The sequence below is a fragment of the Enterobacter cloacae genome (assembly GCF_013375935.1).
Classification (GTDB): Bacteria; Pseudomonadota; Gammaproteobacteria; order Enterobacterales; family Enterobacteriaceae; genus Enterobacter; species Enterobacter pasteurii.
The window spans coordinates 3934982-3952061 of sequence record NZ_CP056117.1 but is presented as its reverse complement, the minus strand read 5'-3'; the positions used below and the strand labels follow the sequence as shown (position 1 = coordinate 3952061).

Here is a 17080-nt window from a genome sequence, read left to right as displayed (position 1 = left end):
CGCGCAAACGCGGCAGCAAACAGGCTTTACGAAAAAAATTGTCTATTTTTGGGCGCTTGCCTGAAATCAGTTCACCAGATCGTCCACCAGCGGGCTGCCCTCACGGATAAATACCGGGATGGTTTCGAGCGCGGCGGCGACGCGGATATGTTCACCGCCAGGGTAGCGCTCGCCGTTCAGGGCGATCCAGCCATTGCCTGGCGGAAGCCAAACCTCGCGCTCGCGCTGGCCGGCGTGCATTACCGGCGCCACGAGAAGGTCTTCGCCGAACAGGTACTGATCTTCGCACTCCCAGCTCTGCTTATCCTGCGGATAGTGCCAGAACAGCGGGCGCATAAGCGGGTCGCCGTGCTGATGCACCTGTTGATACAGCGCGTCAATATACGGACGCAGGGTTTCACGCACGGTAAGCCAGTGCTGCATGATGGCGTAATTCTCTTCACCGTAGCTCCACAGCTCGTTAGGCGAACCGCTGTTACACTGAGGAATGCCGTCCCGGTAGCGCTCCGGTGGCTGGATCTGCGGCTCGCGGTAGCCGTGCATGCGCAGAACCGGCGTGAATACCGCCCACTGGAACCAGCGAATCAGTAGTTCGTGGAACGCCGGATCGTTAACGTTACCTCCCTGGAAGCCGCCGATATCCGTGGTCCACCAGGGGATCCCCGCCAGCCCCATATTCAGCCCGGCGGCGAGCTGATTGCGGAAGGCATGAAACGAGGAGTGAACGTCCCCCGACCACGCCAGCACGCCGTAGCGCTGGCTGCCTGCCCAGGCGCAGCGTACGAGGTTAACAATGTCGGTTTCACCGTTTACCCGTAGCCCATCGTAAAAGCCCTGCGCAAAATCACGCGGATAGCGGTTGCCCACCTCCAGCACCGGGCCGGCGTGATAGCGGTAGTTGTCAAAATCATAGGCGCGGTATTCCGGCTCCGCCTCGTCGAGCCAGAACAGCTTTATCCCCACGTCGTAGTAATTCTTCTTCACCGTGTCCCAGACGAACCTGCGCGCCTCGGGGTGCGTGGCGTCAAAGAACGTGGTATTGCCCATAAAATCGAGGTTAACCTGCACGCCGCGTTCGCTGCTGACCAGCCAGCCCTTCGCCTTCATCAGCGGATAAAGCGGGCTGCGGGCTTCTACCGTTGGCCACACCGATACCATCAGGGCAATGCCCATTTCGCGCAGTTCGTTGACCATCGCTTCAGGATCGGGCCAGTCCACGGGATCGAAGCACCAGGTGCCCTGGTTCGGCCAGTGGAAAAAGTCGATGACCATAACCGACAGCGGCAGGTTGCGGCGGCGATACTCGCGGGCGACCTCCAGCACCTCCTGCTGCGTGCGGTAGCGCAATTTACACTGCCACAGGCCACTGATAAACGCCGGGGCTGGCGGTGGCGTACCGGTGGCTTTCGCGTACTGGCGGGTGATATCCGCCACCGCGTCGGCGGCTGTGATCCAGTAGTCCATTTCGCCGGTCACGCGGGCGCGCCATTCCGTCTGATTTTTCGCAAAACTGACTTCACCAATCGCCGGATTGTTCCACAGCAGGCCGTAGCCAAGGCTGGACTGCATAAAGGGCACGCTGGCCTGGGAATTGCGCTGCGCCAGCTCCAGCGTACAGCCTTTCAGATCCAGCCACGGCTGTTGATATTGACCCATGCCGTAGAGGTGTTCATCCGCTCGCGACTCAAAGCGAACGGTGAGCTGGTATTTCCCTCCCGTCAGCGGCTTAAACTCGCGGCCATCCAGCTTCAGGGCGCTGACATACTTATCCTGACTCTTCTCGCTGGCGCCGATCCCGACGGTTGAGCGCTGGCGCCACATCTCCTCCAGCAGCAGTTCACCGCGCTGGTTGTAGAAGGCCAGCTGGCCTTTCAGGTTCAGCGTCGCGGTAATATTGCCGTTACGCAGCGTCAGGCTTTCTGCTTCGGCGGTAATCTCTGCCTGGCAAGGTGATGCGGGCAGCAGCGCCTGCAGGGCGTCATCAAACGTGGGCGAGCAGGTGGCCCTGACGCGCAGGCTGTTTTCCCCCCAGGGTTCAATACGCAGGGTCTGGCGTTCAAATCGCCATTCAATACTGTTGGAATGCTGAATCAGCTCACTCATGGATAATGCGTCCTGTTAAATGGGGTGTTTGGCGAGATGGATGGATTTCATGGTGCTGTCGTCAAGCCTGTACCAGCGCAGCGTGGCGAACGCGCAGAGCGACAGTACGCCGGGCACGAGGGTGAAGAGGGCGATAATGCAGTACATGGCCGTGGTGGTCTGTTCCGGGGCATTCGCCACATAGCCGCTTAAGCCCAGCGTCCAGCCAACAATTGCGCCGCTGATGGCCATACCCAGCTTGAGCACGGCGAGGAAGGTGGAGAAGATCACGCCGTCCATGCGCTTGCCCTGTTTCCATTCCCCGTAGTCGGCGACGTCTGCCATCATTACCCACATCAGCGTGGTGGTGGCCTGGTAAAGGGTAGAGACGATGAACGTCATGGGCACCAGGATAAGCACCGACTTAGGCGCAAAGAACAGGGCGATGCTGAACACGCCCGCCAGCACGGAGCAGTAGCCAAACATCTGCACTTTGCTGACGTTTTGCGTCAGGCGTTTGGCCAGCGCGCTGCCCGCGGCTTTGCCAAGAATATGCGCGCCGAGCATCCACATAAAATAGCTGGCGCTGCCGAGATAGTAGGTGACGAAATACATCATTGCGCCAAGGCGAATAACGCCAAAGCCAATATTGGTTAATACCAGGACGGCGACCACGCGCCACTGGTCGTTACGCAATAAATCCCGCAGCTCCGCAAGATAATTATTGTGGGTCGCGGGGGCGTTAATACGTTCACGCGTGTTGGCGAAGCAGATCCAGAACATCACTACCGCGACGGTTGCCATTATGGCCATCGCCCAGCGATAGCCCAGTAATTTATCGTCGCCGCCCAAAAATTCCGCCAGCGGCATCATAAAGAATGTCGACAGCGCGCCGCCCAGCGTGGCCAGGAAAAAGCGCCAGGACTGCAGGGAAATTCGCGCATCGTTGTCGGGGGTAATGACCGCGCCCATGGAGCAGTAGGGAATATTAATAGCGGTATACATCAGCATCATCAGGGTGTAGCTGACGGTGGCGAAAATCATTTTACCGTGCAGGTCGAGCGACTCCGGTACGGCGTAGGTCAGCAGGCAGCTTGCGCCAAAGGGCAGCGCCAGCCACAGCATCCACGGACGAAATTTTCCCCAGCGGGTGCGCGTCCGGTCTGCGATATAGCCCATCGCCGGGTCAATAATGGCATCCGCCGTTCGTGCCAGTAAAAACATGGTTCCCACGAACGCCGCGGGTAATCCCACCACATCCGTATAGTAAAACGTCAGAAAAATAATAACGTTATCCAGCCCAATATGGCTTGCCATATCGCCTAACCCATAACTGATTTTTTCTTTACGGGTAATTTTCTCGGTCATTGTAATCACCTTGCCAGTGTAAGGTTTATTATTGAGGTGCTCCGTTAAACAGGTTTAACCACGGGGAAAAGGTTAACAATTGCGAGATCTGGCATCGGGGTTACGTAAATTTCTTTTCGTGATACCGGTAACAAATAAAGCGTTAAAAGAGTGACATTACGCGGCGGAGGATAATTATCCAGGAATCGTTTCAGCGAATAAAACGTCATTTAGCTGACGCATCACCGTCATCTAACCGTCACCGGGCGGGGGTAAAAAAGAGGTATTCAGGCAAAGCAGGGCGCATCATGAACGATCCCATGTTTGTAGAAACGCTGATTATCTCCTCATCGTTTTTCGTCATCGCCATTATTCTGATCGCATCCGTGCTGTTGCTGGAAAACGGCTGACCCTTAGCCAGCCGCATAAATTATCCTTTACGGAACGTCACCCGTTCAGGGCGGGCAATACGCAGATAGTCCCGGGTATCCATAACCACCGACTTTTCCAGCAGGCCGGCGTTAAAGGCGATCTCGTCGAAGCGTTCAAACAGCAGCGGGTCGGCGACCAGCGTCAGATCCGGGTGAAAGCTGAAGGGGGGAATGGCGCCGAAAACGCAGCCGGTCAGCGCATCCACTTCAGCCGGGCTGGCGAGTGAGGCTTTCAGCCCACCGAAATGGCTCGCCAGCCGGCTTAAATCGGCCTGCAGATCGGCGGCGAGGATCGCCAGCACGTGTTTTTTTACGCCGTTGCCTTTCACCTTACAGACCAGCGCTTTTGCACCCTGCCCGAGAGCGGTTCCACGAATTTCACTAACCGCTTCGCATTTCCCGACCGCCTCATGCTCGATCACGCGAAAGCGCGCGCCCTGCTCGGTTAATAAGCTGATTAGCTGCTGATGGGTAGTCATCCCAAAAACGTCATCAGACATAATGAATTTACCTGTGAGTTGCCACTATGCAGCTTGCTACCTTAGCACGGGAAGGAGAGGGTCGAAAGAAGACGGCCAGCGGGTTTTTGCTGGCCGTTGAGTCACGCATTGCTGGTGGATGACTGTTTCTGGAACAGTTCCCGGAAGACCGGATAGATGTCATCCTGGTCACGTATGTGCTGCATCGCGAAGTTATCGAACATCGACTGCAGATGCTCATATTCACGCCACAGCGTCTGGTGGGCGCGACGGGTAATTTCAATGTAGCTGTAGTAACGCACCACCGGCAGAATTTTCTTCGCCAGAATTTCATGACACAGCGGCGAGTCATCCGCCCAGTTATCGCCATCCGATGCCTGCGCGGCGTAGATGTTCCACTGCGCCGGATCGTAGCGCTCCTTCACCACCTCATCCATCAGCTTCAGGGCGCTCGACACGATGGTGCCGCCGGTCTCCTGCGAGTAAAAGAACTCATGCTCGTCCACCTCTTTCGCCTGAGTGTGATGGCGAATGTAGACCACCTCCACGTTCTTATAGGTTCTGCTCAGGAACAGATAGAGCAGGATATAAAAACGCTTCGCCATATCCTTGGTGGCCTGATCCATTGAGCCTGACACGTCCATCAGGCAGAACATCACCGCCTGGCTGGAAGGCTCCGGACGTTTTTCGTAGTTTTTGTATCGCAGGTCGAAGGTGTCGATGAACGGCACGCGGTCAATCTTCGCCCGCAGTTCGGCAATCTCTTTACGCAGGCGCTCCTCTTCCAGCAGCTGCGCCGGTTCCGTGTTTTCCACCACTTTCAGGCTGGTTTCCAGCTCGCGCAGTTCGCGCCGCTTACCTGCCGTCATTGCCGTGCGTCGCGCCAGCGAGTTTTGCAGCGAACGTACGACGCTGATGTTGGCGGGCACCCCGTTTGCGGTATACCCCGCGCGGTGCGTTTTATATTCGTTGAGCTGGCGATGCTGATTCTTTTTCAGATTCGGCAGGGCCAGATCTTCAAACAGCAGGTCAAGATATTCATCTTTAGAAATCTGGAAGACGAACTCGTCCTGGCCCTCACCGTCCTGGCTGGCCTGGCCCTGACCGCTCCCGGAACCGCCGCCTCCGCCTTGCGGACGCTCGATTCTGTCGTTCTGGACGAAGTGGTCGTTGCCTGGGTGGACGCGATGGCGCAGGCCGCCACGCCCCTGATGAAACATCGGTTCGCTGATGTCATCGTTGGGGATGGAGACGGATTCGCCGCTGTCGACGTCGGTCACCGAGCGTTTGTTGATGGCCTCGGAGATCGACTGTTTAATTTGCGATTTATAACGACGCAAGAAGCGCTGGCGGTTAACCGTGCTCTTGTTTTTGCCGTTAAGACGCCGGTCAATAAACCAGGTCATATACCCCCCGTACTGCATTTGCCAACTAGCATTTGTCGGCCCGGTATGCGCGAGCGCTACCGGGCACTTGTTTTAAGACGATTTACGCACGCGCAGATACCATTCGCAGAGCAGGCGTACCTGCTTGCGGGTGTAACCTTTCTCCATCATACGGTCGACAAAATCGTCGTGCTTTTTCTGCTCGTCAGTTGAGGTTTTGGCGTTAAACGAAATTACCGGCAACAGCTCTTCGGTATTGGAGAACATTTTCTTCTCAATGACCGTGCGCAGTTTTTCGTAGCTGGTCCAGTTCGGGTTGCGTCCGTTGTTATGCGCTCTGGCGCGCAGGACAAAGTTCACAATCTCGTTTCGGAAGTCTTTCGGGTTGCTGATCCCGGCCGGCTTCTCGATTTTTTCCAGCTCGGCGTTAAGAGATTCACGGTCAAACAGCTGGCCGGTGTCCGGGTCGCGATACTCCTGATCCTGGATCCAGAAGTCAGCATAGGTGACGTAGCGGTCGAAGATGTTCTGACCGTATTCTGAATAGGATTCCAGATAGGCGGTCTGGATCTCTTTACCGATGAACTCCGCATATTTCGGGATCAGGTAGCCTTTCAGGAACTCAAGGTAGCGTTCAGCCTGCTCCTGCGGGAACTGCTCGCGCTCGATTTGCTGTTCCAGCACGTAGAACAGATGAACCGGGTTGGCGGCCACCTCCGCATGGTCGAAGTTAAAGACGCGGGAGAGGATCTTAAACGCAAAACGCGTCGACAGGCCGTTCATCCCTTCATCGACCCCGGCGTAATCGCGGTACTCCTGGTACGATTTCGCTTTCGGGTCGGTATCCTTCAGGCTTTCACCGTCATATACGCGCATTTTGGAGTAGATGCTGGAGTTTTCCGGCTCTTTCAGACGCGACAGGATAGAGAAGCGCGACAGCGTTTCCAGCGTTCCCGGCGCGCAGGGGGCATGCATCAGCTCGCTGTGGTTCAGCAGTTTCTCGTAAATCTTGATCTCTTCCGAGATCCGCAGGCAATAAGGCACTTTGACGATGTACACGCGGTCAAGGAACGCCTCATTGTTTTTATTATTACGGAACGTAACCCATTCAGATTCGTTTGAGTGGGCAAGGATAATGCCGTTAAACGGCAGGGCGGAGATACCTTCCGTGCCGTTGTAGTTCCCTTCCTGGGTAGCGGTCAGCAGCGGATGCAGCACCTTGATCGGCGCTTTGAACATCTCGACAAATTCCATTATCCCCTGGTTGGCGCGGCACAGCGCGCCGGAATAACCGTAGGCGTCCGGGTCGTTTTGCGCGTGATGCTCCAGCTTACGGATATCGACTTTACCCACCAGCGCCGAGATATCCTGGTTGTTCTCGTCGCCGGGTTCGGTTTTGGCGATGGCGATCTGCTCAAGGATCGACGGCCAGACTTTGACGACGCGGAATTTGGTGATGTCCCCGCCAAACTCGTGCAGACGTTTCGCCGCCCACGGCGACATGATTGTGCCGAGATAGCGATGCGGAATGCCAAACTCTTTATCCAGAATCTGCGCATCTTCCTGCGGGTTAAACAGGCACAGCGGATGGTCATTCACCGGGCTGCGTTCGCCGTTGGCGCTCAGGACATAGATCGGCACGCGCTGCATCAGCGCCTTCAGCCGTTCGGCCAGCGAGGATTTACCGCCACCAACCGGGCTCAGCAGATAGAGGATCTGTTTCTTCTCTTCCAGCCCCTGAGCGGCATGCTTCAGGTAGGAGACGATCTGCTCTATGGCATCTTCCATACCATAGAACTCTTCGAACGCCGGATATCGGGCGACTACCCGATTCGAAAATAGACGGGAAAGCCGTGGCTCCAGGGCAGTATCAACCATGTTTGGCTCACCAATAGCCATCAATAGCCGTTCTGCCGCATTGGCATAGGCACTGCGATCTTGCCGACAAATGGTAAGAAACTCCTGCAGTGTGAACTCTTCGTCCTTGGCAGCTTCGTAGCGCTGGCGATAGTGATCGAATATATTCATGGCATGCCGTCCTTTCGTTTTTTAGCACAGGATAAGAGCCGTTCGTATGAGTAGTGGAGGCTCCCGGAAGAGAATTTCTCGCACCTCACTGCCAGAGCAGCAACCTGTGTGCCAGGTCGAAGGCTAAGAACCGCAGGGTGTTCAGCAAAACCTCTTCTTAAATTAAAGCGTAGATGGCAATTGCAAAACTTGCATACGCATAAAATCTACTTTCAATGACATATCAATAACTCATCCAAAAATTTCCACTGCGCGTATAAGGCGAAAGTGGGTTTTTCATTTATCGGTCACATAAATGAAAGCGGGTTGTCATCTGAAAAATGAAAAATAACGGGTTAATCAAACGGATTAGCGCGCAAAAAATTTTGGGATGTGCGGGATTGGCGGTTACACTTCCTCCGCTGATTATTTGACTACAGGAAAGAATGGATTGTGACCAAACTCAAACTTCTGGCATTGGGCATCCTTGCCGCTACCGCAGCGAGCACCGTACAGGCTGAAGGCCAGTGGACGGTTGGCGCGGGTGCTGGCGTGATTAACAGCCCGTACAAACAGTATGACCGCGACGTATATCCTGTCCCCGTTGTCACCTATGAAGGCGATAACTTCTGGTTCCGTGGACTGGGCGGCGGTTACTATCTGTGGAACGACACGGCAGATAAGCTCTCCATCATGGCGTACTACGATCCAACGCACTTTAAGCCGGGCGACAGCGACAGCAATGCGCTTCGCCAGCTGGACAAGCGCAGAAGCTCACTGATGGCGGGGCTTTCTTACGTGCATAACACCGAGTATGGCTTCCTGCGCACTGCGCTGGCGGGCGATACGCTGGATAACAGCAACGGCTTCATCTGGGATCTGGCATGGCTTTATCGCTACACCAACGGCGCGGTGACCCTGACGCCGGGTATTGGCGTGCAGTACAGCAGCGAGAATTACAACGACTACTACTATGGCGTCTCTAAAGATGAGTCTCGCCGCAGTGGCCTGAAGAGCTACAGCGCGGATGATGGCTGGGATCCGTACCTGGAACTCACCGCGTCCTATAACTTCCTGGGTGACTGGAACGTATACGGTACCGGTCGTTATATCCGTCTGAGCGATGAAGTGAAAGACAGCCCGATGGTCGATAAGTCCTGGGCGGGCATCTTCTCTGTGGGTGTAACCTACAAGTTCTGATCGGAATGCTATGCATTAAAACGGGGCGCTTGCGCCCCGTTTGTTTTTTCAAGCTTCAGAAAAATCAACGCTTCACAATCTTAATCGTCTGACCTAAGCGGGACGGTTTTTCTTCGCTGGTTTTCTGCGGGGCAGTCACGCATGCCGTTTCCACGCAGACAAAGGTCTTGTAACCGTCGTCCGGAATATCCGCCATGCTGACGGAAAGGGCCGGGCCCGGGTTCCAGCCCACAACGTTGCTGTGGTGGTGATGAACCACTTCGATTCCGCGGTTCAGGGCGCTGTCGTGGATCATGCTGCAGGCTTCAGGGTGCAGGTAAACGCGGTCGGTACGGTCCGGGAAGGTCTGCACGCCGTCGTCCAGTTTGCCTTCTTTCGCGTTATCCACTTTGTCGATAAAGGTATCGCCAAGGCCGCTAACCTTAACCGCCTGGATATCACCGACGTTGAAATAGGTGTGCAGCGCGGAGGTGGTTTCGAACTCGCCGTGCGCCTCCAGCTCAATCTCACAGGTTTTACCCAGCTTGAAGCGGGCATACAGGGTGAACTCGTGCGGCCACAGGGCGCGCGTTTCCTCATTCGCCTGTAGTTCAAAGGTCAGCACCGCGCCGTTGTCATCGTCGTTGTGCGCCTTCAGCGTCCACTGCTGGTTACGGGCGAAACCGTGAGAGGGTAGACCCTGCTGCGCGGACGGGCCAAACCATGGCCAGCAGATCGGTACGCCGCCGCGGATCGCCGCGCCTTTCTTAAACGATGTGGCCTCGCTCAGCCACAGGCCTTCTTCTTCGCCTTCTGGTTTCCAGGAGAGCAGGTGGGCGCCATTGAGCGCCACGGAGGCTTTCACGCGCGGATGGTCAACGACAATAACGTCGGCACCGTCAATCTGACGGCGGGAGAGCACAGGGGTAAGTTGTTCGACTACCGGAAGTGCAAATATTTTATTAATCATTACGCAATCCTCTGTCTAAAAACAATAAAAAAGGCGACCGAAGTCGCCTTTTAGGATCAAGAACTCATCTCAACTTATTTGGAGATGTGAGCGATCAGGTCCAGTACTTTGTTAGAGTAGCCAGTTTCGTTGTCGTACCAGGAAACCAGTTTCACGAAGTTGTCGTTCAGTGCGATACCTGCTTTAGCATCGAACACGGAAGTGCACACTTCGCCGTTGAAATCGGTAGATACAACGTCGTCTTCGGTGTAACCCAGAACGCCTTTCATTGGGCCTTCGGAAGCAGCTTTGATTGCTTTCTTAATTTCTTCATAAGAAGCAGCTTTTTCCAGACGAACGGTCAGGTCAACAACGGATACGTTAGGAGTTGGAACGCGGAACGCCATACCAGTCAGTTTGCCATTCAGTTCTGGCAGTACTTTACCTACTGCTTTAGCAGCACCGGTAGAGGATGGGATGATGTTCTGAGCCGCGCCACGGCCGCCGCGCCAGTCTTTGTGAGACGGGCCATCAACGGTTTTCTGAGTAGCGGTGGTAGCGTGAACGGTAGTCATCAGACCTTCGATGATGCCGAAGTTGTCGTTGATAACTTTAGCCAGCGGTGCCAGGCAGTTGGTGGTGCAGGATGCGTTGGAAACGATGTCCTGGCCAGCGTAAGTTTCGAAGTTTGCACCACGAACGAACATTGGGGTGTTGTCTTTGGAAGGACCAGTCAGAACAACTTTCTTCGCACCCGCAGTGATGTGTTTACGTGCAGTTTCGTCGGTCAGGAAGATACCGGTAGCTTCAGCTACAACATCAACACCGATTTCGTTCCATTTCAGGTTAGCTGGGTCTTTCTCAGCAGTAACGCGGATGGTTTTGCCGTTAACAACCAGGTGGCCGTCTTTCACTTCAACGGTGCCGTCGAAACGACCGTGAGTTGAGTCGTACTTCAGCATGTACGCCATGTATTCAGCGTCCAGGAGATCGTTGATACCAACGATTTCGATGTCAGAACGTTTCTGAGCAGCACGGAAAACAATACGGCCGATACGGCCAAAACCGTTGATACCTACTTTGATAGTCATATATTCCACCAGCTATTTGTTAGTGAATAAAAGGTTGCCTGTAAAATTACAAAAACCTTACGCAGCGTCAAGCGGAATCGTGTCAATCATTGCGACAAATCAATCCTGTGACTAACGTTTGTGCAACTGACTCGCCTCACTTTCCCTTTGAGCTAGCAACCACATGGGGGCTGCGCCCGGAATTTTAAAGGCCTCGCAGGATTAAAATGTGAAACAGATCACAATTGCCTGACCGCCTTTTCGCGACACATAAGTTTAGAACAAAAGTGCACGCGCGGGTGTTAATGTTTTGTTAGAATCTGGGTTAAAAGATGTCTGTTTCAACAGCGAGATGTAAGCATATGTCGAACCAACGTAACCCCGACGATTTGAAAAAAAACCTCACGGAAATGCAGTTTTACGTGACGCAGAATCACGGCACAGAGCCGCCGTTTACCGGGCGTTTACTGCACAATAAGCGGGAAGGCGTCTACCACTGCCTTGTGTGTGATGCACCGCTGTTTAACTCCCAGACCAAGTATGACTCTGGCTGCGGCTGGCCAAGCTTCTACGAGCCCGTCAGCGACGAGGCGATCCGCTACCTGACGGACTCTTCCCACGGGATGGTGCGCACTGAAATTCGCTGCGGGAACTGTGATGCGCATCTGGGCCACGTCTTCCCGGATGGTCCCCAGCCTACGGGCGAACGTTTCTGCGTAAATTCGGCCTCCATGAGCTTCACCGATGACGAAAACGGCGACCAGACCAAAGGTTGAAAAAACGATTCAGCAAATTATTCCTTTGTAAGGGAGAAATCGTGAATATTGATGACATGATTGCGGGAATGACCCCGGAGGTTTATCAGCGTCTGGTAACGGCCGTTGAGCTGGGAAAATGGCCGGACGGGGTAGCGCTGACGCCGGAGCAAAAAGAGAACAGCCTCCAGCTGGTGATGCTGTGGCAGGCGCGCAACAATACGGACGCGCAGCATATGACCATCGACACTAAAGGGCAGATGGTGATGAAGAGCAAGCGCGAGCTGAAAGAAGAGTTTGGCATCACGCCAAAGCCGATTGCGACGTTCAAATAACGCGCCTGAACAGGCCGGGTGAGCCCTCGCGCCACCCGGCACAATCCAGCTAGTGCTTAATCCCCAATGACGCTGCCAGCTGCTTCGCGAGCCGGTTTTCGTCGTCGGCCCCGTACTCCCAGAACATTGCGCCTGCCAGACCTTTCTCTTTGATGTAGTCCGCTTTGATGGCAACGGAACGCGGATTCTCATAAGAGATGGCAAACAGATCCTTCCCGTCTGCACCCTTCACGGAAAGCCACGGCACCTTCGCCTGGTCGTCCCAGCGTTCGGTAAAGCGCTTTTGCGGGTCGTTCAGCAGCTTCTTAACGATATCATTGTATTTCACGTAGGTGTCTTTGGTCAGGTCATAACCGAGTGAGCGGAACAAAGCGATCTCCCGAGGGCCAAAGTAAGGCTGCGTCACCGGGTTTTTTTGCGCATCGGGCTTGCTCCAGTCAATGCCCGGCTCAACGGACCGTTTTGGCACGCGCCCGTAGAAGCCAATCCCGAGGTTCATCTGCTGCGGCTTCAGGCCAGCGGCCAGATAATTGTTCACCACAAAATCGACGCTGTATTTATCTGCTGCCGCCACGGTCGGCCAGTCGCTGGAGTCATACAGGTTCGCGTTAAAATACTGCGTGCCGTACGCCATGTCGTAGGTCATCAGGTTGATGTAGTCGAGCAGCGGCGCAATGGCCTTAACGTCAATCCAGCTTTTCGGACTTTCCGCATTCGCGCCCACCGCAATGGTGACCAGCTTTTTCTTGCCGAACGCGTCACGCATCTCTTTTAGCAGCGCGGTGAAGTTATCCCGGTCGGCAGGTGAGCTTTCCACCAGGCCCCACGCGCCGTTGACCGGAAATTCCCAGTCGAGATCGATACCGTCCAGGCCGTACTTATCGACGATCTCCTGCGCGGAACGAATAAACACCGCGCGGGTCTCTTTCGTCGCCGCCGCGCCAGAAAAGCCGCGCGCCCCCCAGCCGCCCACGGAAAGCAGAATCTTAATGTCAGGGTTTTGTTTACGAAGCTGAGGGATCAGCGCCAGGTCGGACGCCACCTTCGGGGATAACCAGATTTGATGCAGCTTTGTCGGATCTTTCAGCGCGGCGTTGGTTTCGTCTTTCTCGCTGTTATAGACCAGACCAAACGAGTAGTTCAGGTGGGTTATCTGGCGGACATCGAGTTTATTAATATCGCCGCCTGGTCCTGCGGTGACGTCACCGCCGCCGTTGAAGTAGCCCACGGACATCAGAGGTGCGGCAGTAGCAACCGACGCGCAAAGCAGGGGTAGAGCTGCCAGCAAGGGCAAACGTTTCATAGGTGTTCCTCTTTGACTAAACAAAAATAACCACGCCACAGAAAAGGCGTGGCGAAAAAACAGCCTGAAAAGAATACCATTACCGTTTCGCTGGTGATGCGAGGGAGTTCACTTTATGGGAGATAGAGAGGGGAGAGCCGGGTAAGCGCAAGCACCACCCGGCAAAAAGCATCAGGCCTGCGTTTCCAGCCAGTCGGCCAGCGTATAAAGCGTTGCGCCTTCGGAAGCCATGTCCATAAACGCCTGGGCGCTGTCCTGCGGCTGAAGGTTCACCCCGCGACAGCCGTCGGTAATGACGTTAACCGTGTAGCCAAGCTGGAGCGCGTCGAGCACGGTGAACTTCACGCAGTAGTCCGTCGCCAGCCCCAGCACGATCAGCTCCGTGATTTCGTGATGGCGCAGCCAGGCGTCGAGCGCCGTTTTCTGACGATGTCCGTTATCAAAAAACGCGCTGTAGCTGTCGATAAGCGGATCTTCGCCTTTATGGAACACCGCGTCGATGGCCTTCTGGTTCAGCAGCGGATGCAGCTCTGCGCCTTCCGTTTGCTGAACGCAGTGATCCGGCCAGAAGGTTTGCGCCAGCCCGTCGAGTTCGCCCTGAGTGAAAGGCTCAACGCTATGCTGGCTGGCAAAGCTGCCGTGGTTTGCCGGATGCCAGTCCTGACTTGCGACCACCGCTTCGCCGCGGGTTTTGCACCAGTCAATCAGCGTGTTTGCCACGTCCGCGGTGCTGTCACCTTCGGCGACGGCCAGCGCGCCGCCCGCACAGAAATCATTTTGCAAATCGACCAGTAACAGGGCGCGTTGCTTCATGGGAACTCCTTATTCGTCCGGCGTCAGCTCACCGCGCAGGTTTTGCATCATCGCGCGGCGAATGGAATCTATATCCAGATCCTGACTCAGTAAATAGTGAAGTTTAGTCAGGGTTGCCTCAACGGTCATATCGAAACCGCTGATAACGCCCGCGTGCGCCAGGGCATTACCGGTGGCATAGCCGCCCATGTTGACCTTACCGGACATACACTGGGTGAGGTTGACCACCACAATTCCGCGATCGCTTGCCTCCTGTAGCTCCTTCAGGAACTCACCGTTTTGCGGCGCGTTACCCACGCCATAGGAGCGCAGGATCAGCGCCTTCACCGGCTGGCGCAGGAAGTTGCGCACCACGTCGGCGGAGATGCCCGGATAAATCGTCACCACGCCAATCGGCTGCGGGGTGATCGGGTGAACAATCAGCTCGCCCGCGGTGTTTGGCGCAGGCGGCGTGCCCAGACGACGGATATGGATACCCGCTTCCAGCAGCGGCTGCAGGTTCGGTGAGGCAAACGCGTCAAAGCCGTCGGCGTGCGCTTTGGTGGTGCGGTTGCCGCGGTAAAGGCGGTTGTTGAAGAACAGTGACACTTCGTTGATCGGGTAATTGGCCGCAACGTACAGGGAGTTAAGCAGGTTGATCTGCCCGTCTGAACGCAGTTCCGCCAGCGGGATCTGCGAGCCCGTCACGATGACCGGCTTGCTCAGGTTCTCCAGCATGAAGGAGAGCGCCGAGGCGGTAAACGCCATGGTGTCGGTGCCGTGCAGGATCACGAAGCCGTCGTACTGGTCGTAATGGGCTTTAATGTCATCCGCAATATGCTGCCAGTCTTCCGGCGTCATGTCGGAGGAGTCCATCAGCGGCTCGTATTCGTGGATGGTGAAGTCCGGCATTTCCGGGCGATGGAATTCGGGCATCAGCGCCAGCTGGCGCTGCAGGTGGCCGGAAACCGGGATATAGCCGTTTTCAGAGCGCTGCATACCGATGGTACCGCCGGTATAGGCGACATAAATTGATTTCTTCTGCATGGTAGTGAGTTCTTGTTCTTCAAAAGAAAAAATCCCCTCTTCGCGGGAAGAGGGGACGGGTTTTAACGGACGTTCGCGCAGGTCAGGCAGAACGCGTAACGACTCTGTGGATCGTTGAAGGCCGCGAGCTTGTCGCTTTCCGCCTTCATCGCTTTCGCTGCCGTGGCAACAGGCGCAGGCAGGTAAGCCTGAAGCGCTTCCGGCAGCATGGCGCGAACGGAGCCGGACATGCTGTCCACGATCATATCGAAGAACGTAGGTTCGTCCTGATAGTAGTCCACGTGCCACTGCTTCAGTTTGGCCAGCTCTGCCGCTTTCTTCACCGCATCATCAAAGTCGCCCAGGCTGTCTACCAGACCGTTGCTTTTTGCATCCTGGCCTGTCCAGACGTGGCCCTGAGCAATCTGGTCGATCTGATCTGGCGTCTTTTTACGGGAATCAGCAACCAGCGTGATAAAGCGCTTATAGCCGCTCTCAATGCTGAGCTGCATCATCTCAGACACCTCAGGCGGCAGCGATTTCGTCACGGACACGTCGGCCAGCGGTGAGGTGGAAACGCCATCGGTATGAACGCCAAGATAATCAAGGCTGTTTTCAACGGTGTTGATAACCCCGAAGATGCCAATCGAGCCGGTCAGGGTGCTCGGGTTAGCGACGATGTAGTTAGCAGGCGTTGAGATCCAGTATCCCCCGGACGCCGCCATGCCGCCCATGGAAACAACAACCGGTTTACCCGCGGCGCGGGCGGCGGCCAGCTCCGCACGGATCACCTCTGAGGCGCTGACGCTGCCGCCAGGGCTGTTTACGCGCAGGACAATCGCCTTCACTTTAGGATCGAGGCGGGCATCGCGGATCTGCGAGGCGGTGGTATCTCCGCCCACGTTCCCCGGCGTTTCCTGACCGTCCATGATGGCACCGTTAGCAAACACCACTGCAACGCTGTCGCCGCTGTCGTCCGGTTTTTTCGCCGCGTAGTCATACATGCTGATGGCGCTGTAGTTTTTGTCTTCTTTACTCCAGCCGAACTGTTTGGTGAGCGCTTTTTCAATCTCGGCGCTGGAGCCCAGACTATCGACCAGCTTGTTGTCGAGCGCGTATTTCGCCGTATCGCCATCCACCTTACGCAGACCGTCCAGCACGCCGCGCGCGCCCGGGAAGATCTGTTCAGGGGTCATCTGACGGTTAGCGGCAATGGTGCCGAGGTAGTTCTGCCACAGCTCGCCGATCCAGCGGCTGTCCGCTTCACGGGCCGCCGGGGACATATCATCGCGGATAAACGGCTCTACGGCAGACTTATAGGTCCCGACGCGGAAGACGTGGGTGGTGACCTTCAGCTTGTCGAGCAGCGATTTGTAGTACAGACCGTTCGTGGCAAAGCCATGCAGGTCGACCGTGCCCTGCGGAGAGAGCCAGATTTTGTTAGCAAAGCTCGCCAGATAATATTGCCCCTGGGTGTAGCTGTCGCCGACGGCAATCACCGGTTTTCCGCTGTCGCGGAATTCGCGCAGCGCTTTACCGATGTACTGCATCGAAGGCTGATCGGCACCGGCAAAATCTTTCAGATCCAGCACGATACCGGTAATGTTGCGATCGTCTTTGGCCTGACGGATCGTGTCGACGATATCAAACAGGGAGTTTTCCTGCAGGCGGTCAGACGTTGCGCCGAACAGCTGGCGGCCAATCACGCCCAGACGGTTGCTGGTGGAGGGCTTATCGACAATTACCCCGGTGATATCGAGGAGCAGCGCGCCGCGCGTCGAGTTCTGCGACTGGCTGGCGCTGCTGAGATGCATCCAGATACCTGCGCAGACCAGTACCAGGAAGATGAAGAAGATATTCATCACCAGGTTGCGGACGAAGTTGAGCAGTCGCCACGTCCATTTAAAGAAACCGGCAAAGATTCGCCAAAGGGTTCGCAT

15 protein-coding genes are annotated in these 17080 nt (G+C 55.6%); 4 read left to right on the top strand and 11 right to left on the bottom strand.

Translation table 11 applies throughout. The features are described 5' to 3' along the window. Positions 1 to 66: 66 nt before the first annotated feature. Together HWQ14_RS18540 and HWQ14_RS18535 are read right to left on the bottom strand one after the other, a co-directional pair. The gene (locus HWQ14_RS18540; RefSeq protein WP_176610599.1) at positions 67 to 2103 is read right to left on the bottom strand and encodes a glycoside hydrolase family 31 protein; all 2037 of its coding nucleotides are present in this window, start codon (positions 2101 to 2103) and stop codon (positions 67 to 69) included. 15 nt (positions 2104 to 2118) lie between these two features. Then, entirely contained in the window at positions 2119 to 3450 is a 1332-nt protein-coding gene (locus HWQ14_RS18535; RefSeq protein WP_176610598.1) for a glycoside-pentoside-hexuronide (GPH):cation symporter, read from the bottom strand. Between the two features lie 287 nt (positions 3451 to 3737). Here HWQ14_RS18535 and yoaI point away from each other — a divergent pair, with 287 nt between their 5' ends. After that, a complete protein-coding gene (yoaI, locus tag HWQ14_RS23380) occupies positions 3738 to 3839 on the top strand; it encodes a small membrane protein YoaI (RefSeq protein WP_227009728.1) in 102 nt (33 codons plus the stop codon). Between the two features lie 20 nt (positions 3840 to 3859). On the opposite strand, the gene HWQ14_RS18530 is transcribed toward yoaI, so the two are convergent. The 3 genes from HWQ14_RS18530 to yeaG all read right to left on the bottom strand — a co-directional run bounded on the left by HWQ14_RS18530 (position 3860) and on the right by yeaG (position 7752). After that, positions 3860 to 4360: a YbaK/prolyl-tRNA synthetase associated domain-containing protein gene (locus tag HWQ14_RS18530; RefSeq protein ID WP_176610597.1), complete on the bottom strand. Its 501-nt coding sequence runs from the start codon at positions 4358 to 4360 to the stop codon at positions 3860 to 3862. Positions 4361 to 4461: 101 nt separating this feature from the next. Further along, positions 4462 to 5745: a YeaH/YhbH family protein gene (locus HWQ14_RS18525; RefSeq protein ID WP_148419145.1), complete on the bottom strand. Its 1284-nt coding sequence runs from the start codon at positions 5743 to 5745 to the stop codon at positions 4462 to 4464. Between the two features lie 72 nt (positions 5746 to 5817). Continuing rightward, the gene (gene yeaG, locus HWQ14_RS18520) at positions 5818 to 7752 is read right to left on the bottom strand and encodes a protein kinase YeaG (protein WP_176610596.1); all 1935 of its coding nucleotides are present in this window, start codon (positions 7750 to 7752) and stop codon (positions 5818 to 5820) included. 432 nt (positions 7753 to 8184) lie between these two features. Here yeaG and HWQ14_RS18515 point away from each other — a divergent pair, with 432 nt between their 5' ends. Next, entirely contained in the window at positions 8185 to 8931 is a 747-nt protein-coding gene (locus HWQ14_RS18515) for a MipA/OmpV family protein (protein WP_148419143.1), read from the top strand. 64 nt (positions 8932 to 8995) lie between these two features. On the opposite strand, the gene HWQ14_RS18510 is transcribed toward HWQ14_RS18515, so the two are convergent. Then, entirely contained in the window at positions 8996 to 9880 is an 885-nt protein-coding gene (locus tag HWQ14_RS18510) for a D-hexose-6-phosphate mutarotase (RefSeq protein ID WP_148419141.1), read from the bottom strand. A 74-nt stretch (positions 9881 to 9954) separates the two neighbouring features. Then, positions 9955 to 10950 (bottom strand): glyceraldehyde-3-phosphate dehydrogenase, encoded by a 996-nt coding sequence (gene gapA, locus HWQ14_RS18505; protein WP_006809136.1) that lies wholly within the window; start codon positions 10948 to 10950, stop codon positions 9955 to 9957. A gap of 341 nt (positions 10951 to 11291) precedes the next feature. On the opposite strand from gapA, the gene msrB reads away from it, so the two are divergent. Both msrB and HWQ14_RS18495 read left to right on the top strand, forming a co-directional pair. Further along, positions 11292 to 11705, top strand: coding sequence for a peptide-methionine (R)-S-oxide reductase MsrB (msrB, locus tag HWQ14_RS18500; protein WP_176610595.1), 414 nt, complete (start codon positions 11292 to 11294; stop codon positions 11703 to 11705). A gap of 41 nt (positions 11706 to 11746) precedes the next feature. Next, positions 11747 to 12019 (top strand): YeaC family protein, encoded by a 273-nt coding sequence (locus tag HWQ14_RS18495; RefSeq protein ID WP_148419137.1) that lies wholly within the window; start codon positions 11747 to 11749, stop codon positions 12017 to 12019. Positions 12020 to 12068: 49 nt separating this feature from the next. On the opposite strand, the gene HWQ14_RS18490 is transcribed toward HWQ14_RS18495, so the two are convergent. The 4 genes from HWQ14_RS18490 to sppA all read right to left on the bottom strand — a co-directional run bounded on the left by HWQ14_RS18490 (position 12069) and on the right by sppA (position 17080). Beyond that, on the bottom strand, positions 12069 to 13322 hold the full coding sequence (locus HWQ14_RS18490) for a glycoside hydrolase family 18 protein (RefSeq protein ID WP_176610594.1): 1254 nt from the start codon (positions 13320 to 13322) through the stop codon (positions 12069 to 12071). 171 nt (positions 13323 to 13493) lie between these two features. After that, positions 13494 to 14135 (bottom strand): bifunctional nicotinamidase/pyrazinamidase, encoded by a 642-nt coding sequence (pncA, locus tag HWQ14_RS18485; RefSeq protein ID WP_176610593.1) that lies wholly within the window; start codon positions 14133 to 14135, stop codon positions 13494 to 13496. 9 nt (positions 14136 to 14144) lie between these two features. Next, complete coding sequence (ansA, locus tag HWQ14_RS18480) at positions 14145 to 15161, bottom strand: asparaginase (RefSeq protein ID WP_032673734.1); 1017 nt, start codon at positions 15159 to 15161, stop codon at positions 14145 to 14147. 62 nt (positions 15162 to 15223) lie between these two features. Next, the gene (gene sppA / locus HWQ14_RS18475; protein WP_176610592.1) at positions 15224 to 17080 is read right to left on the bottom strand and encodes a signal peptide peptidase SppA; all 1857 of its coding nucleotides are present in this window, start codon (positions 17078 to 17080) and stop codon (positions 15224 to 15226) included.